General features: G+C 75.0%; 22 protein-coding genes. 10 read left to right on the top strand and 12 right to left on the bottom strand.

What is annotated here, in order from left to right:
* Positions 1-14: 14 nt before the first annotated feature.
* Positions 15-809 carry a glucose 1-dehydrogenase gene (locus R3E88_14650; protein MEZ4217721.1) on the bottom strand — a complete coding sequence of 265 codons (795 nt, stop codon included), beginning with the start codon at positions 807-809 and terminating at the stop codon, positions 15-17.
* 137 nt (positions 810-946) lie between these two features.
* On the opposite strand from R3E88_14650, the gene R3E88_14645 reads away from it, so the two are divergent.
* Positions 947-2,008, top strand: coding sequence for a dihydrodipicolinate reductase (locus R3E88_14645; protein ID MEZ4217720.1), 1,062 nt, complete (start codon positions 947-949; stop codon positions 2,006-2,008).
* A 51-nt stretch (positions 2,009-2,059) separates the two neighbouring features.
* Entirely contained in the window at positions 2,060-2,842 is a 783-nt protein-coding gene (locus tag R3E88_14640) for an SDR family oxidoreductase (GenBank protein MEZ4217719.1), read from the top strand.
* A gap of 19 nt (positions 2,843-2,861) precedes the next feature.
* Here the strand turns inward: R3E88_14640 and R3E88_14635 are convergent, their stop codons facing one another.
* Both R3E88_14635 and R3E88_14630 read right to left on the bottom strand, forming a co-directional pair.
* Positions 2,862-4,094: a hypothetical protein gene (locus tag R3E88_14635; GenBank protein ID MEZ4217718.1), complete on the bottom strand. Its 1,233-nt coding sequence runs from the start codon at positions 4,092-4,094 to the stop codon at positions 2,862-2,864.
* Between the two features lie 22 nt (positions 4,095-4,116).
* Positions 4,117-4,998 carry a hypothetical protein gene (locus tag R3E88_14630; GenBank protein ID MEZ4217717.1) on the bottom strand — a complete coding sequence of 294 codons (882 nt, stop codon included), beginning with the start codon at positions 4,996-4,998 and terminating at the stop codon, positions 4,117-4,119.
* Positions 4,999-5,339: 341 nt separating this feature from the next.
* Between R3E88_14630 and R3E88_14625 the strand changes: the two genes are divergently transcribed.
* Entirely contained in the window at positions 5,340-6,569 is a 1,230-nt protein-coding gene (locus R3E88_14625; GenBank protein MEZ4217716.1) for an NAD(P)H-dependent oxidoreductase, read from the top strand.
* Here the strand turns inward: R3E88_14625 and R3E88_14620 are convergent.
* A complete protein-coding gene (locus tag R3E88_14620; protein ID MEZ4217715.1) occupies positions 6,566-7,234 on the bottom strand; it encodes a hypothetical protein in 669 nt (222 codons plus the stop codon). The two genes, R3E88_14625 and R3E88_14620, sit on opposite strands and share 4 nt — an antisense overlap.
* Positions 7,235-7,336: 102 nt before the next feature.
* Between R3E88_14620 and R3E88_14615 the strand changes: the two genes are divergently transcribed.
* Positions 7,337-8,128, top strand: a complete 792-nt coding sequence (locus tag R3E88_14615; GenBank protein ID MEZ4217714.1) for a hypothetical protein — start codon at positions 7,337-7,339, stop codon at positions 8,126-8,128.
* A 24-nt stretch (positions 8,129-8,152) separates the two neighbouring features.
* Here the strand turns inward: R3E88_14615 and R3E88_14610 are convergent, their stop codons facing one another.
* Genes R3E88_14610 through R3E88_14595 form a run of 4 tightly spaced genes read right to left on the bottom strand, consistent with a single transcriptional unit; the run spans position 8,153 to position 12,415 of the window.
* Positions 8,153-9,478, bottom strand: coding sequence for a sulfotransferase (locus R3E88_14610; GenBank protein ID MEZ4217713.1), 1,326 nt, complete (start codon positions 9,476-9,478; stop codon positions 8,153-8,155).
* The gene (locus R3E88_14605) at positions 9,460-10,650 is read right to left on the bottom strand and encodes a DUF1214 domain-containing protein (protein MEZ4217712.1); all 1,191 of its coding nucleotides are present in this window, start codon (positions 10,648-10,650) and stop codon (positions 9,460-9,462) included. Before R3E88_14605 ends, R3E88_14610 begins: the two co-directional genes overlap by 19 nt.
* Positions 10,651-10,690: 40 nt before the next feature.
* Positions 10,691-11,512 (bottom strand): SDR family NAD(P)-dependent oxidoreductase, encoded by an 822-nt coding sequence (locus R3E88_14600; protein MEZ4217711.1) that lies wholly within the window; start codon positions 11,510-11,512, stop codon positions 10,691-10,693.
* Positions 11,513-11,542: 30 nt separating this feature from the next.
* Positions 11,543-12,415, bottom strand: coding sequence for an SGNH/GDSL hydrolase family protein (locus R3E88_14595; protein MEZ4217710.1), 873 nt, complete (start codon positions 12,413-12,415; stop codon positions 11,543-11,545).
* Between the two features lie 227 nt (positions 12,416-12,642).
* On the opposite strand from R3E88_14595, the gene R3E88_14590 reads away from it, so the two are divergent.
* From R3E88_14590 to R3E88_14575, 4 genes are all read left to right on the top strand, one after another.
* Positions 12,643-13,827, top strand: a complete 1,185-nt coding sequence (locus tag R3E88_14590) for a cytochrome P450 (GenBank protein MEZ4217709.1) — start codon at positions 12,643-12,645, stop codon at positions 13,825-13,827.
* 177 nt (positions 13,828-14,004) lie between these two features.
* Complete coding sequence (locus tag R3E88_14585) at positions 14,005-14,499, top strand: CBS domain-containing protein (protein ID MEZ4217708.1); 495 nt, start codon at positions 14,005-14,007, stop codon at positions 14,497-14,499.
* Positions 14,500-14,552: 53 nt separating this feature from the next.
* Positions 14,553-16,049 (top strand): glutamate--cysteine ligase, encoded by a 1,497-nt coding sequence (locus R3E88_14580; protein MEZ4217707.1) that lies wholly within the window; start codon positions 14,553-14,555, stop codon positions 16,047-16,049.
* Positions 16,046-17,116, top strand: a complete 1,071-nt coding sequence (locus R3E88_14575) for a succinylglutamate desuccinylase/aspartoacylase family protein (GenBank protein MEZ4217706.1) — start codon at positions 16,046-16,048, stop codon at positions 17,114-17,116. Before R3E88_14580 ends, R3E88_14575 begins: the two co-directional genes overlap by 4 nt.
* A gap of 66 nt (positions 17,117-17,182) precedes the next feature.
* On the opposite strand, the gene R3E88_14570 is transcribed toward R3E88_14575, so the two are convergent.
* Positions 17,183-18,139 carry an LLM class flavin-dependent oxidoreductase gene (locus tag R3E88_14570; protein MEZ4217705.1) on the bottom strand — a complete coding sequence of 319 codons (957 nt, stop codon included), beginning with the start codon at positions 18,137-18,139 and terminating at the stop codon, positions 17,183-17,185.
* 219 nt (positions 18,140-18,358) lie between these two features.
* Between R3E88_14570 and R3E88_14565 the strand changes: the two genes are divergently transcribed.
* Positions 18,359-19,612: a porin gene (locus R3E88_14565; protein MEZ4217704.1), complete on the top strand. Its 1,254-nt coding sequence runs from the start codon at positions 18,359-18,361 to the stop codon at positions 19,610-19,612.
* A gap of 103 nt (positions 19,613-19,715) precedes the next feature.
* Here the strand turns inward: R3E88_14565 and R3E88_14560 are convergent, their stop codons facing one another.
* The 3 genes from R3E88_14560 to R3E88_14550 form a co-directional block, all read right to left on the bottom strand.
* A complete protein-coding gene (locus R3E88_14560) occupies positions 19,716-20,612 on the bottom strand; it encodes an SDR family NAD(P)-dependent oxidoreductase (protein ID MEZ4217703.1) in 897 nt (298 codons plus the stop codon).
* 78 nt (positions 20,613-20,690) lie between these two features.
* Positions 20,691-21,458, bottom strand: a complete 768-nt coding sequence (locus R3E88_14555) for a Coq4 family protein (protein MEZ4217702.1) — start codon at positions 21,456-21,458, stop codon at positions 20,691-20,693.
* A 61-nt stretch (positions 21,459-21,519) separates the two neighbouring features.
* Positions 21,520-22,257 carry a hypothetical protein gene (locus R3E88_14550; GenBank protein ID MEZ4217701.1) on the bottom strand — a complete coding sequence of 246 codons (738 nt, stop codon included), beginning with the start codon at positions 22,255-22,257 and terminating at the stop codon, positions 21,520-21,522.
* 293 nt (positions 22,258-22,550) lie between these two features.
* Between R3E88_14550 and R3E88_14545 the strand changes: the two genes are divergently transcribed.
* Positions 22,551-23,237, top strand: a complete 687-nt coding sequence (locus R3E88_14545; protein MEZ4217700.1) for a TetR/AcrR family transcriptional regulator — start codon at positions 22,551-22,553, stop codon at positions 23,235-23,237.
* The last annotated feature ends 1 nt before the right edge of the window (position 23,238 follow it).

Below are 23,238 nucleotides of genomic sequence, written 5' to 3'. Positions count from 1 at the left end.
CGCGCCTCCCGCGCCTACAGGTCCGGCAGCTTGAACGGCAGGTTCGTGTCCTGCAGACCGCCGTCGATCGGGATCACCGCGCCCGTCATGTACGACGCCGCGTCCGAGCACGCGAACACGGCGGCCGCGCCGATCTGCTCGGTCGTGCCGATCCGCTTGAGCGGCGTCTTCGCGATCATGCCGTCGCGGAACGACGGATCCATGTCGAACGTGTTCTGGAGCGCGGGCGTCATGATCGCGCCGAGCGCGAGCGCGTTGACGCGCACCTTCGGCGCGAGCTCCTCGGCGAGCGTGCGCGTCAGGTGGTCGAGCGCGGCCTTCGCGACGCCGTACGGCAGCATGCCGCGCACGCCGATGTGGCCGACGCCCGACGAGATGTTGAGGATCGCGCCGTTGCCCGTCGCGAGCAGGTGCGGCGTCGCGAGCTGGCTGAGGCGGAAGGCCGAGCCCGTGTTCCACGCGAAGTGGTGGTAGAAGACGTCCTCGCCGATCTCGAGGAACGGGACGTAGCTCTCCTGGCCGCCCGCGTTGTTGACGACGACGTCGAGCCGTCCGAACGCCGCCACGGTCGCGTCGACGAGTCGCGCGAGCTCGTCGCCCTTCGTCACGTCGGCGACGACCGCGAGCGCCTCGCCTCCGCGCGCGGCGATCGCCGCGACGGTCCGGTCGATCTCGCTCTTCGTGCGCGCGGCCGCGACGACGGTCGCGCCGGCCGCGGCCATGGCGAGCGCGATGCCCTCGCCGACGCCCCGCCCGGCGCCCGTCACGATCGCCACCCGCCCGTCGAGTCGCATCAGGTCCAGTGCCACTCGCCCCTCCTCGCGCCGCACCCGCTTCCGCGGCGCGCTGCGTACGAACGCGCCCGCCGCACACCGGCGCGCGACCGCGTCGCTCGCGCTTTATCACACCCACGCGCGCCGCGTCTCGTGCGATCCTGCGGAGCGCGATGACCACCGCGAGCCGACCGCTCCGCGTGATCCAGTGGGCGACGGGCAGCGTCGGGCGCCACGCGATCCCCGCGATCCTGGCCGACCCTTCGCTCGCGCTCGCGGGCGTGTGGGTGCACACGCCGGCGAAGGTGGGGCGCGACGCCGGCGAGCTCGTCGGCCTGCCGCCGCTCGGCGTGCGCGCGACGGGCTCGATCGACGAGGTGCTCGCGGTCGATGCCGACTGCGTGCTCTACGCGCCGCTGCTCGCCGACCTCGACGAGATGTGTCGCATCCTCGCTTCGGGCAAGAACCTCGTGACGCCGACGGGCTGGGTCTACCTGAAGGATCCCGCGCTCGTCGAGCGCATCGAGGACGCGTGCCGCGAGGGCGGCGTCTCCTTCCACGGCACGGGCATCCACCCGGGCTTCGGCGGCGACCGCCTCCCGCTCGTCGTCTCCGCGCTCTCCCGCCGCATCGACCGCATCGAGGTCGCGGAGATCTGCGACCTCTCGAACATGAGCGAGAGCCCGCAGATGATCTTCGACCAGCTCGGCTTCGGCGCGACGCCCGAGGAGGCGCGCGCGAACCCGCCCGCGCTGCTCTCGGTGATGAGCCGGATCTTCTGCGAGTCGATGGACATGGTCGCGGCGGGGCTCGGCTTCGAGCTCGACGACTACCGCACCGGCTACGAGTTCGCGCTCGCGACGCGCGACGTCGAGACCGCGGCGGGAACGATTCCGGAGGGGCGCGTCGCCGGGCAGCACTACCACTACACCGGCTTCGTGCGCGGCGTTCCGATGATCGCCTTCCGCACCTACTGGAAGATGACCGACCACATGGAGCCGCGCTGGCCGTACGACGCGACGCTCGAGTACCGCGTCGAGATCGCGGGCGACCCGCCGCTGCGCTGCAGCTTCGGCCCGGTGACGGACGGGACGTCGTCGGAGTTCGGACTGCTCGCGACCGCGATGAACTGCGTGAACGCGATCGCGCCCGTCTGCCACGCGCCGCCCGGCATCCGCACGCCGCTCGACCTGCCGCTGCTCACGGGCCGCGGCCGCGTGCGGCTGCCCGCCTGAACGAGCGCGACGCGCGCGCGGCGCGCCGCGCCCGCATCGAGAGGAGGCCCCATGCTGCTCGAGGACAAGGTCGCGATCGTCACCGGCATCGGCCCCGCGATGGGGCGCTCGATCGCGCTCGCGTTCGCGCGCGAGGGCGCGAAGCTCGCGCTGTGCGCGCGGCGGAAGGATCGCCTCCAGGCGGTCGTCGACGAGGTCGAGGCCGCGGGCGGCGAAGTGCTCGCGGTGCCCACCGACATCACCGACCGCGCGGCGTGCCAGCGGCTCGTCGACGCGACGCTCGAGCGCTTCGGGCGCATCGACGTGCTCGTGCAGAACGGCCACTACGACGGCGACTACAAGGTCGTGACGGACTCCGACCCCGACGACTGGCGCGCGATCATGGAGGTGAACCTGTTCGGCGCGCTCCACCTCGTGCAGCTCGTCGCGCCGTCGATGCGGTCGCGGCGCGACGGCCGCATCGTCCTCATCAACACCGGCGCGAGCACGGACCCGCCGCCGACGCTCGGCGCCTATGCCGCGTCGAAGGCCGCGCTCGCGAGCCTGGCGCGCACGATCGCCGTCGAGCTCGGCCCCGACGGCATCCGCGCCAACGGCGTGCAGCTCGGCCCCGTGAAGGGCGAGAACTGGGACGGCTGGATCGCGGCGGGCGCGAAGGAGGCCGGCATGAGCGAGCCGGACTTCGAGGCGCTGCAGTGCCGCGACGTACCGCTGCGCAGCGTGCCGACGGCCGACGAGTGCGCGGGCGCCGTGCTCTTCCTCGCGTCCGACCTCGCGCGGCCGATCACCGGACAGAGCCTCGCCGTCAACGGCGGCCGCTGGTTCGTCGCGTGAGACGCGGGCGGCGACGCGCCTAACGAGCGCCGGGCGCCGCGCTCGCGCCGTCGGGCGCGCTCGCGCCGTCGGGCGCGCTCGCCGGGCCCGGCGCGTCCGGCGCGGGCGCCGCGCCCAGGGCGCCGTCGGCGCCCGGCGCGGGCGGCACGTCGATCGGGATGCCCGCGGCCTCGTCCTGCAGCATCAGCTCCACCATGCGGCGCCGGTGCGCGTCGTCCCACTCGGCCTCGGAGAACGCGTCGAGCGCGGACGCGCTCGTCACGTAGCTGCCTTCGTAGTCGCGCAGGTGGAGGCGGTCGGGGAACTCGCCGTCGCGGAACAGGTAGCCGCGCAGCTGACGCAGCCGGTACGGGCCCGGCGCGCCGACGTCGCGCAGCACGCGGCCGAAGAAGCGAAGGGGCACGAAGCCGTCGCGCCGCGACAGCTCGCCCTTGAACGCGGCCCACGCGACGGGCTCGCCGTTCGCGCCGTAGAGGTTCGCGTCGAAGCGGTAGAAGCCCGGCCGGTACACCTCGACGCCGGCCTCGACGACGAGGCTCCCGTCGCGCACGTCGTCGCGGAAGGTGCCCGTGAAGGCAGCGGGGATCGCATCGGCCGGCGTCACGAAGACGCGGATCCTCTCCTCCTGCTGCGCGACGTCCGCCACGGTGTAGCGGACGCCGAGCACGACGAAGCCGTGGTGCTCGGCGAACTCGCGCGAGAGATCGACGTCCGCGAGGTGCGCCGCGCCCGCGCGCCGGAAGTGCAGCGCGACCTCGTCGCCCTCCGGCCCGCCGCGCCCTTCGGCGCGCGCCCACCCGGAGAGGTCGCGCACGAGCGCCGGCGCATCGCCCTGCTTCGCCTCGAAGCGCGCGTGCACGATCTCGTCGCTCGTGTAGCGGAACGCGTCCGCGGTCCACAGGAACGTCACGTCGGGAACGCTGCCGTGCGACCCGGGCACGCGCTTGAACTGCTCGTAGCGCGGGTTCGCTTCGAGCAGATCGCCCGCCTGGTCGAGCCGCCCGGCGTCGGGCGGGTAGACGGTGCGCGCGAGATAGTCGCGCACGGGCTCGGGGAGCTCGTCCTCGGGCGGGAGCGGAGGCGGCGCGGGGGCGGGCGGAGCGGCGGCGCTCGCGTCCGGAGCGTCCGCCGTGCGTGCGGACTCGCGGAGCCCCGCACTCCCGCGCCCGCACCACGCGCTCGCGGCGAGCACCGCGAGCACGGCCACGCCGATCGCGGCAGCGACGCGCGCACGCGCGCCGCTGCCGCTCACGGGGCCGTCCGGTGAAGCGCCGCTACCAGCCAATCTGGCTGATGAACTTCGTCTTCATCCCGTAGTGGTCGAGGTTGTAGCCACTGCACGTCCACGCGGCGACGTGGTTCGTGTACTTCGGCGTCTTGCACATGCTGCTCGTCGACGTCGTGCTCGTGACCGCGCCCGCCGAGTGGTAGGCGACCGCGCCGTCGTCCTCGCCCGGCAGCAGCCACGACGAGTACCACCAGCCGTCGTAGCCACCGATGTGGTAGACGGTCTCGCCGTTCGTGTCGTTGTGGTTGTACGAGTTGCGCGCCTCGGACGTGCCGAGGTGCCCGGCGTAGTCGCACGGCCCGAAGATGTCGGCGAGGAAGTTGCCCGACAGCTCGCTGCCGCCACCGGCGCCGCCCGACGTCCCGACCCAGTTGATGTTGTAGTTCGTCGCCGAGTTCGCGAGGCGGTGGCCGACCACGTTGTCGCCGCCGCTGTAGTTGATCACGTAGCAGAGGTTCGAGCCCGTGCAGCACTGGTCGAGGTAGATGCCGACCGTGTGGCTTCCGTCCGAGAGCCCGCTGTGGTTCGTCTGCACGGCCTTGACGTCGATGCTCGTGTAGCCGGCCTTGTTCGAGAGCGTCGTGTTCCAGCCCTGCGAGCACATGCCGCCGACGTGCAGGATGTAGCGGCCGCCGGAGTTCGCCGAGCAGCCGGTGTTGCCGTTGCAGACGGGCTGGTAGTCGGCACAGCAGTCGCCGTAGGTCGTGCAGGCGGAGTCGCAGTAGCAGCTGTTGGCGTTGTTCCCGGCGCCGTAGCTGCCGCACGCGTTGACGCACGTTCCGGCGTCGTCGCCGCCGACGCCCGCGAAGGCGGCGCCTCCGACGAGCAGGAACGAGACGAGTCCGAGCCCTCCGATCCATCCACGCATCGCATCACGCATCGCATCCCCCAGTCGTCGCCGCCGTGCGCGGGCGCGGCGGGACGTTCGCGCCGCGCGGCACGCGCGGCGTCGGCACGCGCGCAGGGTGAGCCGATCGGCGACGAACGTCAACGGCGTGCGACTAACGAAGCGCGAACCGGCGAGCGCGCGCGCGACGCGCGCGCGGCTGACCGCGGGTCACGGCGCAGCGCGTCATCGCGCGCGCGAACGCGATCGCGTGCGCCCGCGAGCGCGCGCATCGCGCTCCGTGGCACCTTCCGGCGCCGCGAACGCTGCGAATGCCGCGGACATCGCGCGAGGCCGCGCGAGCGCGGCGGAAGGAGGGCGTCATGGCCGCGCGCAGATCGTCGTCGGGACCGCAGCCTCCGCACCGCAGCCGCCGCCCCGGCGAGGAGTGGCACGCCGTCGGCGACGCGCGCGAGCTCGCGCGCCGCGAGCTCCAGCAGATCGTCGTCCACGGCACGCGCATCGCGCTGTCGCACAAGGACGGCGAGTTCGGCGCGATCTCGGGCGCCTGCAACCACGCGGGCGGGCCGCTCGGCCAGGGCTGTCTCGAGGGCGAGTTCGTCGTGTGCCCGTGGCACCAGTGGCGCTTCCACCGCCGCGACGGCCATGGCGAGCGCGGCTTCGAGTCGGACGTGGTGCCGGCCTACCGGACGCGCGTGCGCGACGGCGTGCTCGAGGTGTCGGTGACGCCGCACGTCAAGCGCCACCGCACGAAGCACGCGCCGCACCCGCTCGCGCGCGAGCCCGTCCGCGCGCCCGGGCCGGTGCGCGTGGTGGGCATCTCGACCACCGCGATGAGCGCCGACTACCCGCGCTTCTCGACGTCGGACGAGCTCCTCGACGTGGCCATCGCGCACGCGGCCGCGCGCGGCTGCGACACGCGCACGATCCGCCTGCGCGATCTCTCGTTCCGCCACTGCGAGGGCTACTACTCGAAGGCCGCGCGCGCCTGCACGTGGCCGTGCTCGATCACGCAGATGGACCCGGACGACGAGCTCGACCGCGTCTACGAGGCGGTCGTCCACTGGGCCGACGTGTTCGTCGTCGCGACGCCCATCCGCTGGGGCAACCCGAGCAGCCTCTACTACAAGATGGTCGAGCGCATGAACTGCATCCAGAACCAGGTGACGATCGCGGGACGCACGCTGCTGCGCGACAAGGTCGTGACCGCGATCATCACCGGCGGGCAGGACAACGTGCAGGGCGTCGCGGGCCAGATGCTCGGCTTCTTCACCGAGCTCGGCTGCCACGTTCCGCAGTACGCCTACATCGCGCACTCGCGCGGCTGGGACGCGGAGGACATGGAGCGCAACGTCGCCGTCGTGCAGCGCAGCGAGGCGCTCCGCGTCGCGGCGCGCGGCCTCGTGGAGCGCGGCGTCGAGCTGGCCGAGCGGCTGCTCGCGACCGACGGCGCCGCGCTCGTGCGCGCGGGCCGCAAGGGGCAGCGCGTCGGCGCCGCGGACGGACCGGGTGCGAACGAACCGGGTGCGGACGGGCCGGGCGCGAAGGGCGAGGGGTCGGGCGCGGACGGCGGGCCGGACGCGCCCGCCTAACGATCGACGCGTTCCGCGGCGGGCCGCTCCGGGCGCGGCGGGCAGGCGAAGGCGCGGATCCGGCGCGCGCCCTCGTCGTCGCGCTCGCCGCGGCAGTACGGGTCGAGGTCGCGGCGCGCCGCTTCGGCGCGCCGCGCGTCGCCCTCGAGCCGCCACCGCTCGCCCTCGCGCCGCGCCTGGCGCTGGAGGCCGTAGTCGGGATGCACGAGCGCGAGCTCCGGGCCGTAGCTCGCGCCGAGCGCGGTCCACGGGTCGGCCGCCTCGGCGGCGAGCGCGAACGAGCCGTCGGCCGCGGTCGTCGTCCAGCGCGCGTGGTGGACGGGTCGCGCTCCGTCGCCGACGCCGCCGCCCACGTACCACTCGACGACGAGCGCGCCGGCGATCGGCGCCCCCGTCTCGAGATCGACCGCGCGACCCCGCAGCTCGTCGAGCCGGACGCCGCCGGCGCCCGGCGCACACGCGAAGTGCGCACACGCGCAGAGCGCGACCGCGAAGGGCGAGGGGGCGAAGCGCGCGGCGCGCGCGCGCGCGCGAGCGACGCGGGCGACGCGGACGACGCGCGCGAAGCGGCCCGCGAGTGCCGCCAGGCGCCGGCGCGCGCGCCGCGTCCCGGCGACGCGACCCGTCGCGCGCCTCTGCCCGCCGCTCCGCGCTCGCTCCGTCATGCTCGCACCTCCCGCGACCCCGGGGCTCCGGCGCGCGCCGCGAGTCTAGGCGAGCTCGGGCCGCGTTCCGTTCGCGCGCGCACGCCCTACCCTGCGGCCCCCATGGATGCACCCGCCCCCGAGGCGCCGCGCGCGCTCGTCTTCCTCGTCGGCATCGAGCGCACGGACGACCCCGCGGCGCCGCTCGTCGTCGCGCCCTACGAGCACGTCTGTCACCGCGGCGCGGTGCGGCCCGCCGTGCTCGCGTCCGCGACCGACGTCGCGGGAAGTCTCGCCGCGCGCGCGGGCGAGCCGGTCGAGAGCGTGCTGACGACCGACCTCTCCGTGCGCGCACCGGCGCGCCGCGCACCCGCGCTCCTGCGCACGCGAGCGCGCACGCTGCGCGAGGGAGCGAGCGCGGTCGCGGTCGAGCTCGTGTTCGACGACGGCGCCGATCCCGTCGCGACCGGCATCACGACCTTCCGCCGGCGCATCGCGAAGGACGCTTCGCGCGCGACGCCGGGCGCGGTGCCCGCGCGCATGGGCGGCGCGCGGCTCTCGCAGCCGATCGAGCGCGCGATGGGGCTCGAGGTCGTCGACGCCGCGCGCGGCCGCGTCGCGCTCGCGCCGAGCGCCGCCGTCTGCAACCCGAACGGCTCGCTCCAGGGCACGGCCGTCGCCGTGTTCGTCGAGGTCGCGGCGCTCGCGCTGGCCGAGCACGCACTCGGGCCGCGCGTCGCGACCGAGCTCGACATCCGGTACGTCGCGGCGAGCGGCCGCGGCCCGCTCGCCGCCGAGGCGCGCTTCGTCGCGCGGCCCGAGGACGGCGCGCTGCGCGTCGACCTCGTCGACGAAGGCGCGGGCGGCCGCACCACGGCCGCCGCCTTCGTGCGCGTGGCCCCGCCGCCCGCGTAGGCGCGCCAGCGCAAAGCCGCGATGCTAGGCGGTGCCCACCGCCTCGTCGGGCACCTCGAAGCGCGCGCGATAGGCCGCGAGGTCGCGCCGCAGTGCGGCGGCGTCGAGGCCCGTCGCCGCGATCGAGTACGCGTGCCCGCCCGCTCCCTCGTCGCCGCCGCGCGCGGCGACCGCCGCCATCTCCGCGCGCACCGCGTCGGAGAGCGGCCGCCCCGCCCACGCGTACACGTCCTCGACGACGCCGACGCCGCGGCGCGCGAGCTCGGCGTGCCGCACGTGCCGCACGCGCGTCGCGGGGAGCGCGCCCGCGTCGTCCCACGCGACGAGCCGCGCGAGCGACGCGCCGAAGCGGCGCGCGTGCTCGGCCGCGACGCGCGCGAGGTCGACCTCGTCGCTGTGCGCGTAGCGCAGCGTCGCGATCAGGCTCGCGAGCGAGGCGAGCATCGCGACCGGGTCGCGGTGCGTGACGACGACGCGCGCACCCGGATGCGCGCGCAGGAGCGCGGGGAGCGCGTGGAGGTGGACGGGCGACTTGAGCACCCACGCCGCGGGCCCGCTCCTCCGCTGCAGCACCTGCAGCACGAGGCGGTGCACGTCGTAGGCGGGCGCCGGGTCGCACGCCTCGAGCCACGCCGCATAGCTCGGCACGAAGAAGCGCGCGGTGATCTCCTCCGAGAGGAGTGAGAACGACATCGCCGACAGGCACTCCTTCGGGCGGCGCGCGCCGTAGGCGTGGATCGCGCGCAGCCCCGACACGACCGTCTGCGGCGCGGTGAGCTCGCGATCGGCGATGGCGATGCGCGGGTCGGCCGCGCGCAGCGAGGCGTCCGCGGGCGGCGGCGGCACGGGGTGCAGCAGCTCCCAGCCGAGGGGCGCGCGGTGCGCCGGGTCGGCCGCGAGCATCGCGTAGAGCGCCGTCGTGCCGGTGCGCGGCGCGCCCGCGACGACGAGCGGCGACGCGAGCTCCTCGTCGCGCACGCCCGGGTCGTCGCGCACGAAGCGCATCAGCTGCAGGCGGCCGACGAGCAGTCGCAACAGGAAGCGGCGCGCGAGCACGCGCCCGAGCACGTGCAGGCGCGCCTCCTCCTCGATCGCCGTCGCCGCGCGCGCGAGCCCCTCGAGCGCGGGCTCCGCGTCGAAGCCCGGCGCGCCGAACGCCGCGGCGTCGCGCGCGTCGAGCCCCTGCGCGGCGAGCGCCTCGCCGAGCAGCGCGTCGCGCTCGAACGGGAGCTCCGCCTCGGCCGCGAGCAGCGGAACGGCTCCCGCGTTGATCGCGGCGACCCAGTCGGGACGCGGCGGCGGAGGCCAGCCCGCTTCGGAGGCCGCGCCGCTCACGTGCGGAAGCGCCATGCGAGGTGGGCCTTGCGGCGCGCGACGTCGCGCCGGCGCTCGTCGGGCCCGACGCGCGGCGAGCCCTGTGGGAGCAGCGCGTCGACCTCGTCGAGGCGCGCGACGCGCGTCGTCGGGCTCGGGTCGCTCCGCGGCCAGAACCAGCGGAAGGTGAGCAGGCCGTCGCGATGGCCGCCCGTGTCGAGCCAGTTCGGCGCGCCCGGGTCGGCATGCGCGACGACGACGCGGACGCGGCCGTCGCCGTCGACGTGCGCCTGGCGCTGGTTGATCGACGTGATGCGGTGCACCGGGTCGACCGGCTCGAACCAGCCCATCGTCGCGAGCTGCAGGCTCCAGTAGCGCGCGTCGGGGACGTCGGTCTCGACGACGAGCGCCTCGCCGGGGTCGAGATCGAAGAAGCAGAACGCATAGCGTGCGGCGGGCAGGCCCTTCGAGAGCTTCTGCGGCAGGGCGAAGGTGTTGTCGCGCCCCTTCGCGCGGTGCTCGCGCAGGTACGCGTTCCACTGCGTCATCGAGCGATCGACCTGCGCGAGCGCGTGCTCGAGGCGCCCGGCGACGGCGGCGCCGTCGAGCCGCGGTGGCGCCGGCACGTCGTCGAGGCACTCGATCGCGAACACCGCCGGCTCCGCGGGCCTCCAGTCGAGGTAGTACTCGCGCAGCGACAGCGTGGTCACGTCGTCGGGAATCGCGATCCACCCGGGCTCGCTGCCGTCGCCGCCGAAGAGGAGCTCGAATGCATCGCCCGGGCCGATGCCGCGCTCCGACGCGGTGATCGCGAGCTTCGTGCCCCAGACCTCCATGTGCATGAACCCGGCGCGCAGCGTGAGCGCGAAGTCCTCGCACGCGTTCATGCGGCCGCTCACGCGGTAGCGCCGGCGCGGATCGATGCGCGCGTGGTGGTAGGCGTTGTCCTGGTTCGGGCCGCCCCACTGCGTGAAGAGATCGTTCGAGCGATGGAAGAACGGGGCCGTCGCGTCGAGGTGCCCGATCGACCATCCGAGCCAGCACGCGACCTGGTCGGCGAGGTGCGCGATGCCCTCGGGCCCGTCCTCGGGCGCGCACGGATAGGGCTCGCGCAGCACCTCCTCGCCGAGCGACTCGATGCGGCGGCAGAAGGCGCGCCACGCCGCGAGCTCCGGCCGCTCGCCCGAAGCCCCTCCCCGCTCCGCCATCGCCCCGTCCTCCCCCGCACGCAGCGCGCCGCGCGCGATGCTAGGCGCGCAGGATGCCGCCGCCGTCGACCATCAGCGTCTGCCCCGTCACGTACTGGCTCCCGTCCGAGAGCAGGAAGGCGACGACGGGCGCGATGTCGGCGACGGGGTCGCCGTCGCGGCCGAGCGGGTGGTCGGCGTACATCGCCGCGAAGGCGCGCGCGCGCGCGCCGTCGTCGTCGGCCGGCGGCAGGCGGTGCGCCACGGAGGCCGGGCACACGCAGTTGACCGTGATGCCGTCGCGCCCCCACTCGCGCGCGGCCGTGCGCGTGAGCGAGCGCACCGCCTCCTTCGCCGCGGCGTACGGGCCGTAGCCCGGCGCGCCCGTGTTCCCCATCGCGGAGCCGAACGTCACGATGCGGCCGCGGCCGAGCGCGCGCATGTGCGGGAGCACGGCCTGCATCAGCCACAGCGTTCCCTTGGGCCCCGTCTCGAGCACCGTGTCGAAGTCGCGCTCCGTCACGTCGGCGAGCGGCGTCACGGGGCGGTACGACTGCGCGTTCGCGACGAGCGCGTCGACGCGCCCGAAGTCGGCCGCGGCGCGCTCGACGACGGCGCGGCTCGACTCGGCGCGCGCGTGGTCGGCCTGCAGCGCGACGTGCGGGAAGCCGCCCTCCGCGAGCTCGGCGCTCACGCGCTCGAGGCGCTCGGCCCGGCGGCCCGTGACGACGAGCTTCATGCCCGCGCGCGCGAGCACGCGCACGATGCCGAGCCCGATCCCGCGCGTGCCGCCCGTGACGATCGCCACGCGACCCGAGAGCTCGGGATGGCGCGCGGCGGCGAGCGCGGCCGGATCGTCGAGCGCGGCGGCGGGCGGCGTCATGCGCGCAGCATACCCGCTCGCGCCGGCGCCTCACTCGGGAAGCGGGACGCGCGGCTCGGCGACGAGCGGGACGATCGCCTCGAGCACGCGCTCCGCGATGAAGGCGTGGCCGGCCGCCGTCGGGTGGATGGCGTCGCCCTCCCAGCCCACGTCGTCCGGGAACTCGCGCTGCAGCTCGACGAGGCACGTCTCCGTTCCGAAGCCCTCGTTCAGGTGCGCGCACGCCTGGCGGACGGCCTCGCCGTACAGCTGCATCCGCACGCCCTGCTCCGTGCCGCGCCAGCCGACCGGCACCGGCGGCGTCGCGAGCAGCACGTGCGCGACGCCGCGGCGGCGCAGCGTCACCGCGAAGTCGACGAGCTTGCTCGCGTAGTCGCGCGGCGTGAGCGGCGGGCCCTCCTCGAAGAACGCGACCGCGTCGTTCGTGCCGACGTAGTGCACGACGACGTCGGCGGCGGGGATGTTGTAGAAGAGGCCCTGGTTCCCGTACAGCGTCGTGTTCGCGAGGAAGTGCAGGTCGTCGACGCGGAAGTCGTCCGGGTCCCAGTCGCGCGACGTCGCCCCGCCGACGCCGCGGTTCCCGACGAGCACGGGCTCGATCTCGCCGCGCGCGGCGAGCTCGGCGAGGCGCGCGCGCACGATCGCCGCATAGCAGAGGTCGCGCCAGCAGACGGCGTCGGCGGGCGACACGCCGGGCGGGATCGCGAGGCTCGAATCCGTGATCACGCCCTCGGTGATCGAGTCGCCCGTCAGCACGACGAGCAGGCGCCGGTCGAGCGAAGGCACGCCGGTCTGCGCCGCCGCGGCGAACGCGGCGGCGAATGCGGCGAATGCGGCGAATGCGGAGATGCCGAATGCGAGCGCGGCGGCGCGCGCGCGGCGATCGGCGGGAGCGGGTGTCACGGGGAGACCTCCTGCAGCGGCTGCCGACGCCGGCCAGCGTAGACCGCCCCGGTGCGACGAGGGCTCGAACCCGCCTCGGCCGCGGCGGTCGCGCTGGATTCGCGCGCGCGCCGCGTAGTAGGTTGGCGCGCGTCGACGACGCTCTCGCGGCCGCGCGGGCCGCATCCCTTCGCGGCCCCGCGCACCGCGGGCGCCGCGCCGCCCGGCGCGGGAGAGGAGAGCGACGCATGACCGACGTCGCGACCGACCTGCTGGCGCTGCTCGCCCGCGGCCCGCGCGGCGACGTCACCGACCCCTACGCCGTCTACGCGCGGCTGCGCGACGAGGCGCCGGCGCTCGCGATCCCCGGACTCGGCGCGGGGCTCTTCGTCCTCTCGCGCTACGACGACGTGCGCGCGGCGCTGCGCGACGACGCGCTCTTCTCGAACCGCGCCAACGCGCGAGGCGCGAGCCTCGTGATGGGCCGGACGCTGATCGAGATGGACGGCGCCGAGCACCTCCGACACCGCAAGCTCGTGACGCCGGCGCTCGCGCCGCGCGCGCTGCGCGGCGACTTCCCGAAGCTCGTCGAGCGCATCGCGCACGAGATCGTCGACGGCTTCCCGCGCGGCGACGTCGACCTCGTCGAGGCGTTCACGTTCGTGTTCCCGCTGCGCGTGTTCGTCGAGATCCTCGGGCTCCCGACCGACGACGTCGCGGCGCTGCACGCCTGCGCGGCCGACCTCACGCTCGTCCAGGCCGACCCCGACCGCGCGTTCGCGGCGTCGCGGCGGATGCGCGAGCTGCTGCTGCCGGTCGTGGCGCGCAAGCGCGCGGAGCCCGGCGACGACCTGATCTCGACGCTCGCGGCGGCCGAGGTCGACGGCACGCGCCTCGGCGACGAGGAGGTCGTGAGCTTCCTGCGCCTGCTCGTGTCGGCGGGCGCGGAGACCACGTTCCACCTGCTCGGCAGCGCGCTGCACGTGCTGCTCGACGACCCGGAGCTGCAGGCGCTCGTGCGCGCGCGGCGCGACCGCATCGACGACCTGCTCTGGGAGACGCTGCGCTTCGAGACGCCGGTCGCGATCCTGCCGCGCGAGGCGACGCGCGCGACCGAGATCGCGGGCGTCGCGATTCCGGAGGGCGCGGACGTGCTCCTGCTGGTGGGCTCGGCCAGCCGCGACGAGCGCCGCTGGCGCGACCCCGACCGCTTCGACATCGACCGCGACAACGCGGAGACGCTCTCGTTCGGGCTCGGCCGCCACTACTGCGCGGGCTCGCGGCTCGCGCTGCTCGAGGCGCGCATCGGCCTCGAGGCGCTGCTCGACCGCACGGACGCGCTCGCGCTCGCGCCGGGCGAGCGCTCGCGGATCGTCGGCACGGCGTTCCGCGGCCCCGACCGGCTGCCCGTGCGCATCGCGTCGCGCGCGTAGGCGGGCCGAGGCGCGCGGGCCGAGCGTGCGTGGCCGCGCGCCCCGCGGTGGGTCGCGCGGACTCGCCGCCGCGGCGTGCCGACGCGCCGAGGCGCAGCGCGACGCTGGCAGCCATCTTGCACCACGAGCGCCCGGCGCGCTGCGGCGCGCGCGCGCGACGCGCGGAGGAGATCGAACATGGGCATTGCGGTCGAGCGCGTGATGACGCGCGACGTGCTGACGCTGTTCCCGGACATGACGCTCAAGCAGATGGACCAGGCGCTGCTCGAGCGACACGTGAGCGGCGCGCCCGTCGTCGACGGGCGGCGCCTCGTCGGCGTCGCGTCGCGCGCGGACGCGCTGCGCGCGCTCTACGAGGAGCAGGCCCAGGCCGCACGCATCACGGACGTCTACTCGAGCCCCTACCCGATTCCGCTCGCCGCGCTCGAGGAGCTCTCGAAGCAGTCGCGCAAGGTGGCCGAGCACCTCGCCACCGCGCGCGTGCGCGACATCATGACGACCGACCCGCTCACCGCGCGCCCGGGCGACGACGTCGAGGTGGTCGCGCGCGTGATGGCGAGCGAGCGCGTGCACCGGCTGCCCATCGTCGAGGACGGCGAGCTCGTCGGCATCGTGAGCGCGCTCGACCTCGTGCGCCTCGTCGCCGAGCGCGGGCTCGCGGACGCGCGCTAGGCCGCGCTCGGCGCACGTTCGGGCGCGAGCAGAGCGAGGAGACGGGGCGGCGCATGGGGCTCGCGATCGAGCGCGAGGACTTCACCGACGACGATCGCCGCCGCTTCGAAGGCCGCCTGGCCGACGGCCTCGGCGCGCTGCGCGCGCTGCTCGCGCGGCCGGGCTTCGGCGAGGGCGAGGCGTCGATCGGTGCCGAGCTCGAGCTCTGCCTCGTCGACGCGGCGGGCCGTCCGTCGCCGGTGAACCTCGACGTGCTCGCCGAGAGCCTCGATCCGCGCCTCACCTTCGAGCTCGACCGCTTCAACCTCGAGTGCAACCTGCGGCACGGCCCGCTCGCCGGCCGTCCGTTCGCCGCGCTCGAGCGCGAGATGCGCGAGAGCCTGCGCGAGGTCGAGCGCGCGGCGGCGCTGCACGCGTCGCGCGTCGCGGCGATCGGCATCCTCCCGACGCTCGAGCCCGACGATCTCGCGTCCGGCGCGATGACCGACACGCCGCGCTTCCGCGCGCTGTCGCGCGCCCTGCGCGCGATCCGCAGCGAGCCCTTCCACCTGCGCATCGACGGCGCCGACCCGCTCGACCTCGCGTGCGACGACGTCACGTTCGAGGGGGCGGCGACGTCGCTGCAGGTGCACCTGCGCGTCGCGCCGCGCGACTTCGCGCGCTTCTACAACGCGGCGCAGATCGCGACCGTCGCGGCCGTCGCCGTCGCGGGCAACTCGCCGACGCTGCTCGGCCACCGCCTGTGGCAGGAGACGCGCGTCGCGCTCTTCAAGCAGGCGGTCGACGCGCGCACGGACGACGCGCGGCGCAGCGGCGCGCAGGCGCGCGTGTCGTTCGGCACGGGCTGGTGCGAGCGCGGCGCGATCGAGCTCTTCGAGGACAGCATCGCATCGTACGCGCCGCTGCTTCCCGTGCTGTCGCCCGAGGACCCGGCGGCCGTCCTGCGCGACGGCGGCGTGCCGAGGCTCGAGGAGGTGCGCCTCCACCAGGGAACGGTGTGGCGTTGGAACCGGCCGGTGTACGACCCGGCCGGCGGCGGCCACGTGCGCATCGAGCTGCGCGCGCTTCCCGCCGGGCCGAGCGTCGCGGACATGGTCGCGAACGCGGCCTTCCTGGTCGGGCTCACGTACGGCATCGCCGAGGACGAGCCCGCGTGGCGCGCGGCGTGGCCGTTCGAGCGGCTCCACGGGAGCTTCTACCGCGCGGCGCAGGCGGGCCTCGACGCCGAGATCGCGTGGCCGGCGGAGCCCGGCGCACCGCCGCGGGCCGCGCGCGCGCGCGACGTCGCCGCGCGCGCGCTCGCGATCGCCGAGCGCGGGCTCGCGCGCGCGGGCGTCGAGGCTGGCGAGGCCGCCGCGCGGCTCGACGTCGTCGCGCGCCGCGTCGCGAGCGGGCGGACGGGAGCGCGCTGGCAGCTCGCCGCACTCGACGCGCTCGGCCCGCGGCTCGACCGGCGCGCCGCGCTCGCGCACATGCTCGACCGCTACGTCGAGCTCGCCGCGACCGGCGCGCCCGTGCACGCCTGGCCCGTGCACGGCGAGGCGCGATGACGGCGGCCGCCGCGCGCATCCGCGACCTCGGCCCGCTCGACCGCGACGCGCGCCGCGCGCTGCCGGCCGGCGACGTCGACTTCCTGCGCTGGCTCGGCGGCTCGGCGATCGCGCGCGTCGCGGGGCGCGACCGCGCGCGCACGCGCGCCGTCGCGACGCTCGTGCACGGCAACGAGCCGTCGGGCCTGCGCGCCGTGCTCGGCTGGCTGCGCGAGGGCGCGACGCCCGCGACGGACGTCGTGGTGTGGATCGCGTCGGTCGAGGCCGCGCTCGGCCCGCCCTTCTTCGCGCACCGCGCGCTGCCCGGCCATCGCGACCTCAACCGCTGCTTCGGCGCCGCCGCGGGCGCGGCGGCGGCCGCGGGCGACGGCGATGCGCCGAACCGTTCGCCGGAGCACGCGCTCGCCGCCGAGGCGCTCGCGCGCCTGCGCGCCGCGCGGCCCGAGCTGCTCGTCGACCTGCACAACAACACGGGCCACAACCCGGCCTACGCCGTCGGCCCCGCGGCCGACGCCGCGCACCGCGCCGTCGCCGCGCTGTTCGGGCGCTACTTCGTGCGCTCGGACCTCGCGCTCGGCGCGCTCGTCGAGGCGACCGATCCGCACTTCCCGAGCGTCACGATCGAGTGCGGACGCGCGGGCAGCGCCGAGGCCGACGCCGCCGCGCGCGCGGGGCTCGACCGGCTCCTCGCCGACGCCGCGATCCCGCCGTGCCCGACCGGAGCCCTCGAGCTGCTCGTCGACCCGGTGCGCGTCGAGGTACGCCCCGACGTCACACTCGCGATCGGCGACGGCCCGGTCGCGGGTGCCGGCTTCACGATGTCGGCCGACGTCGACCGCCACAACTTCCAGCGCCTCGAGGCCGGCGTCCCGATCGGCTGGGTGGGCGCGAGCGGCGCGTGGCCGCTCCTCGCGCGCGGCGCGGCGGGCGAGGACCGCGCGCGCGACTGGTTCGAGCTGCGCGACGGGCGCGTCGCGACGCGACGGCCGCTCGTCCCGATCATGATGACGACGAACCCGTCGATCGCGCGCTCGGACTGCCTCTTCTACATCGTGCGCCCGGCCTGACGCGCTGCCGCGCTTCGTGCCGCTCGAGCGGGTCGCTGCGCTCGAGCGGGTCGCTACGCCTGCTCGTCAGGCGAACGCCGGCATCACGGCCTCGGCGAACAAGCGCGCGGGCACGCGCGTGTCGCGGCCGAAGAACTCGACGACGAAGTGCGTGACGCCGAGCTCGAGGTGGCGCTCGATGCGCTCGATCACGGCGTCCGGCCCGCCCCAGATGCCGTGCTCCTCGATCGCGCTGCCCATGTGGCCGCCGAACACGGCCTTCGCCTTCTCGAGCGAGGCCTTCGCGCGCGCGTCGTCCTCGTCGATGACGATCGTGCACTGCTGCGAGATCGCGATCGTCGCCGGGTCGCGGCCGAGCTCCTCGCAGCGGCGGTGCAGCGCCTCGACCTTGCGGGCGAGCTGCCCCTGGAAGACGGCCATGTTGTTCCACACGTCGGCGTGGCGCGCGGCGATGCCCATCAGCACGCGCTCGCCGCCGCCGCCGACGAGGATCTCCGGGCGCGTCGCGGGCTTCGGCTCGCAGAGCGCGTCGCGCACCGAGAACCACTTCCCCTCGAAGGTCGCCTTCTCCTCGGTCCACAGGCGCTTCAGGATCTCGATCGTCTCCTCGAGCGCGCGCAGCCGCTCGCGCGTGTCGGGGAAGGGACAGCCGAGCTGCTCGAACTCGGGCGGGAGCCAGCCCGCGCCGAGCCCGGCGATGACGCGCCCCGGCGCGATGCACTCGATCGTCGCGATCTGCTTCGCGAGCACGGCGGGGTTGCGGAAGAACGGCGGCGTCACGAGCGTGCCGAGCTTCGCGCGCTCGGTGATGGCGGCGACGGCCGCGAGCTCGGTCCACGCCTCGAGGATCGGGAGGTGCGGCGCGGGCACGCCGTAGAGGTGGTCGCAGACCCAGAGCGAATGGAACCCGAGCGCGTCGAGCTCGCGCGCGCACGCACTCGCCTCCTCCCACGTCCGCTTGATCTGCGGGAGCGTGACTCCGAAGCGCGCGCGCGGCGCGCCGCTCGCGGCGGCGTTCGACATGGCGGTGTCTCCGTGATGGCGGTCGAGTGGTCTCCGCGAAGACGATAACGCCGTTCCGATCGCGAACGATTCACGTTCTCCTTCCCGTCGCCACCGTTTCGTCACGGACCGGGGGCTACAAAGCGCGCACTTCGAGAGCGGCTGCGCGCCGAGGCGCCCGGGTGGGTGCTCGCATGCGGGCCGACGCGCCCGCGCGCGGGCGCCTGGGGGGAGGATCCGATGTTCGTACGCCTGGCTCTCGCCGCCGTGGTCGCACTCGCGGCCGGCGCGGCCTCCGCGGGAGAGGCGCTGCCCACGACGGCGGTGACGCTCGACAAGAAGGGGCTCAACTTCGCCACGAGCGACGGCGCCTACACGTTCCACTTCGGCGGGCGCATCCACGCCGACGGCAGCTGGCACGTGGGCGACCCGGGCCCGGGCCGCGGCGCGACCGACGGCACCGAGATCCGCCGCGGGCGCATCGACGCGAACGGCCGCGTGCGCGACGAGTGGGCGTGGTGGGCGGAGGTCGACTTCGCGGACAACGCCACCGCGATCAAGGACATGTGGGTCGCGTACGACGGCCTCGAGGGTGTCCGCATCACGGCCGGACACCAGAAGCAGCCCTACAGCCTCGCGGTCGAGATGAGCTCGAACGACATCGCGTTCACCGAGCGGAGCATCGACAACGAGCTCGTGATCCCCTTCGTCGACCGCGCGCTCGGCCTGCGCGTCGACGCGTCGGGCGAGCACTGGTTCGCGGCGGCGGGCTTCTTCGGCGAGTCGATCGGGCCCAACAAGTCGGGCCGCGACGAGGGCTACGGCGGCGTCGGTCGCCTCGTCTTCGCACCGATCCACGACGATTCCCACGTCGTGCACCTCGGCTTCCGCGGCGCCTGGCGCGCACAGCCCGAGAACGACCGCATGATCCAGATCCGCGACGAGACGACGCACGCGTCGAACCTCTACGTGCTCGACACGGACGACATCCTCGGCACGCGCGACGTCGCGCTCTACGGACCGGAGGTCGGCGTCACGCTCGGCCCGGTGACGCTGCTCGGCGAGTACAACCGGGCGCACGTCCACCGGCGCGGCGCACCGGACCTCGAGTTCCAGAGCGGTCACGCCTCGGCGTCGGTCGTGCTCACGGGCGAGACGCTCGCGAAGAGCTACCGCCTGACGAGCGGCGAGTACAAGCGCCTCGTGCCCGATCACCCGTTCAGCCTGCGAAACGGCGGCTGCGGCGCCTGGGAAGTCGCCGCGCGCTACGCCTATCTCGACGTCACCGACGCCGACGTGCGAGGCGGTCGCGAGCAGGCGCTCACCGCGGACGTGAACTGGTACCTGAACGAGAACGTGCGGATGCTGTTCGGCTGGACGTACGTCGTCGACACCGATCGCGCGCGCGGGCTGCCGGCGAGCTCGGCGACCGTCGCGGGCGTCGATGCCGAGCACATGAGCATCTTCACGGTGCGATCGCAGATCGTGTTCTAGCGCCGCCCGGCGGCACGTCGCGACGGCGGGCGCCCCTCGCGCGGGGGGCGCCCGCTCTCGCTGCGGCGCAGCGCGCGCCTCGCGCGCGTGCGCCGCAGGCGCCTCAGGTGCCGAGCACGCCGCGCCAGTAGTCGGGCGCCGCCCCCGTCTTCAGCGAGTCGTGGAACTTCTCGGCGTCCGGGATGCGGCCGTCGACGTCGGTGAAGCCGTACTGGCGCGCGAGCTCGGCGACCCAGAACGCGCGCCCGGTGCGGCGCATCTTGTCCGGGTCGGCGGCGAGCGCGACGACGCCGCGGCCCGGGAAGGCCGGTGTCTCGGCGTTCGTGAGGTCGAGGCCGAAGAGCGTGAGCCGGCCGTCCGCGCCGCGCGTCGCGTGCACGAGCCGGTTCTCGCTCGCCACGAGCCCGGGCCAGATCGACACGACCGCGACCCCGAACTCCGCGAGCTCCTTGCTCGTGTCGGCGGTGAGCTTCTCGAGCCCCGCCTTGCCGACGCCGTAGATCACGCCCATCAGGTACTCGCGCGAGCCGTGCGAGGAGACGTTGACGATGAGGCCGCTGCGCTGCGCGATCATCGTCGGCGCCGCGAGCGCGCTCGCGACGTAGTGCGAGCGCAGCCCGACGCCGATCACGTCGTCCCAGAGCCCGAGCGGCAGCTCCCAGAAGTGCTTGCCGACCATCGACGAGAGCTCGGCCGTCGCGTTGTTGACGAGGACGTCGAGCCGCCCCTCGTCGGCGAGGATGCGCTCGAAGACGGCGGCGACCTGCGCGTCGTCGTGGTGGTCGCACTGGAGGGCGATGGCGTCGCCGCCCTCCGCGCGGATCTCCTCGGCCGTGCGCCCGATCGTGCCCGGCCGGTCGGGGTCCTCGGCCGTCGAGCGCCCGGTGAAGTAGACCTTCGCGCCGGCGAGCGCGAGCTCCTGCGCGATGCCCTTGCCGATGCCGCGGCTCGCGCCCGTGACGAGCGCGACCTGGCCGCGCAGTCTCTGGTCCTTCGCCATCCGTCCTCGCTCCTCCGCGCGCACGCGGGCGCGCCGTTCGCTTCCGTCCCCTGACTCTCGCGCCTCGCGCCGTCGATGCTAGGCCGAGGCCGGGATCAGCATGCCCTCGGGCGTGCGCCCCGCGTGGTCGACCGTCGGCGCGGGCAGGCCGAGCTCGCGGCGCACGTCCTCGAGCGGCTTCCACAGGAGCGTCTCGTAGTCCTGCGCGACGAGGAGTGCGGCGCGCCGGCCGCGCCGGTGCGCCTCGAACGCGCGCCGCGGCGTCAGGTGGCCGGCCAGCAGCATCATCACGACGAAGACCGGCATCGGCCGGTACGTGAGGCCCTGCCCGATCGAGAAGCAGATGATCGCGGACTCGCCCGCGTTCACCGCGTCGTAGCCGGCGAGCACGTGCCAGACGTCGTGCAGCACCGTCAGCCGGTCGCTGAACCACTGGCGCACGGGGTCGAGCTTCCCGAAGTCGCGCGACATGCGGTGCTCGGACTCGATCAGGTAGGCCGCGTTGATGCCGTGCCGGCGCGCGAACTCGAGATAGGCGCGGCCGAGGCTGCCGGGCGGCATCTCCGCGAGCCGCGCGTGATCGGCGAGCAGGCCGGGCAGGTCGGCGCGCTCCGCCATCACCGCGCGGCCGACCGGGTCGCGCAGCACGCGCTGCAGCAGGCGTTCGTCGGTCATGCCGCCGAGCGCGTCCTTGATCCCGTACGCCGCGTCGAGCGCGTCCTTCGGATCGTTGCGCCACAGGAGCACCACCTGCTCCCACGCCCGCCGCCACTGCACGGGTCGCGGCGGCGGCGGCGGAAGGCTCGAGAGCGCATCGGCGCCCGCGCCTGCGTCTCGCCCACTCACGGTCGGTTCGCGCTCCATCGCTCCCCTCCTGCCCGGCCGCCGCCGGGCGCTTCGCGTCTCGTCACGAGCGCCGTCGCATCCCGCGCACGCCGACGACGCCGAGCGCGAGGGCGAGAGCACCGGCCCCGACGAGCGGCAGCGCCGGCACCGAGCCACCGACGAACGCGCCGCGAACGAGATACTGGCCGTTCGAGATGCCGCCGTTCGCCGTGAAGAAGATGTACGGCGACGCGGCCGACATGTCGCCCGCGGCGTCGAAGGTCCACGTTCCGAGGTCGTACGTCGACGACTGCGCCGGCGGCGTCGCGACCGTGACGCCGTGCGGAACCTGCGTGCCGCTCGTGCAGATGGTCGCCGGACTCGACGCGCAGTAGGTGAAGCCGCTGCGCGTCCAGCCGCTCACCACGCCCCAGTCGACGGAGCCGCCCGGCGCGGTGCTGCCCGTGCCCGTGTGCCCGGGCGGGACGTTCCACAGCACGATGCCGTCGATGAACACGAACGCGCCCGGGCCGAAGACGTTCAGCAGGTCGAGGTCGAGGTTCTGCGGCTGCGCGATCTCGAGGTCGGAGATCGTGACCGCGCCGCCGCCCGTGTCCGACAGCGAGTAGGCGCCCTGCACCTGGCCGGGCGTCTGCTGGACGGGCGGGCACAGCGTCGCGGTGAACAGGAACACGTCGCCCGGCGTGCCGTGCGGCGGCGTGGCGTCGTACACCTTCACGACCGCCGACGCGGCGAGCGGGAGCGAGAGGCAGAGCGCGGCGGAGAGGACGAGCGGGAGCGTTCGCGGGCGCATCGACATGAGCGATCTCCTCGGTGGCGGCCGGCGGCGTGACCGGGCCTTCGCGTGCCCGCATTCTCCGCGGGTGTTTACAAAACGTCAATAAGAGATACAAACCGTTCCGCGCGTCGGCCGCGCGGCCCGATGCCCTACCGTTGGCCCGCCGCGCGGCGCCCCTTGGGGCCGCGCGGGGACGAGCCTGGACGAGCGGGAACGAATGGGAACGCAAGGGCGCGGGAGCGGGCGCCGCGCGACGACACGAGGCGGAGCCAGTGGGCGCAGCAGGCAAGGCGAGCAGTAGAGACAGTAGAGAGATGGGGACGTCGGTCGGCCGCACCGAGCTGGCCGCCGGGACCGCGACCGCGCCCTTCGACCTCGAGCCGCACGGCGAGCGCCGTCGGCGCCAGCTCATCTCCGTCGCCGCGCACCTGATCGAGACCGAGGGGCCCGACGCCGTCCGCATGGCGCGCGTCGCCGAGCTCGCGGGCTGCACGCGCCCGCTCGTCTACCGCTACTTCCCACAGCGCGAGGACCTGCTCGTCGCGGTCGTGACGCACTTCTACGAGCGGCTCAACGCGTCCATGACCGGCGACGACCACGCGCGCGGCGTCGCCGCGCTCGCCGACCCGGACACCGACGTCGCCTGGGCCGGCGCGCGCCGGGTGTTCGAGGCGCTCTGGGACGTCGTCACCGACGTCGGGATGGGCGGCCTCGTGCTCTCGCGCTCCGAGCTCGTGCGCACCCACGTCTTCGTCGACCGCTCGGCGACGCTCTCCGCCGAGATCGACCACCGCTGGTTCGAGCCGCTGCGCGCACTCGGGCTCGGGGACGTCGCGATCGAGCTCGCGCTCGAGTGCGCGACGTCGACGACCTACGTGCTCGTGCTCCAGCACCGCGCGGGCGCCCTCTCGCGCGACGAGGCCGTGCGGCTCGGCTTCGCCGCGCTCCACGCGCTCGTCGCCGGGCTCCTCGCGGAAGCGCGCGGGGCGGTCGCGCCCTGAC

This window comes from Myxococcota bacterium (assembly GCA_041389495.1).
Lineage (GTDB): Bacteria > Myxococcota_A > UBA9160 > UBA9160 > UBA4427 > JAWKRT01.
Note: the sequence above shows the minus strand (reverse complement) of the source record. Positions and strands in the feature narration are given on the sequence as shown.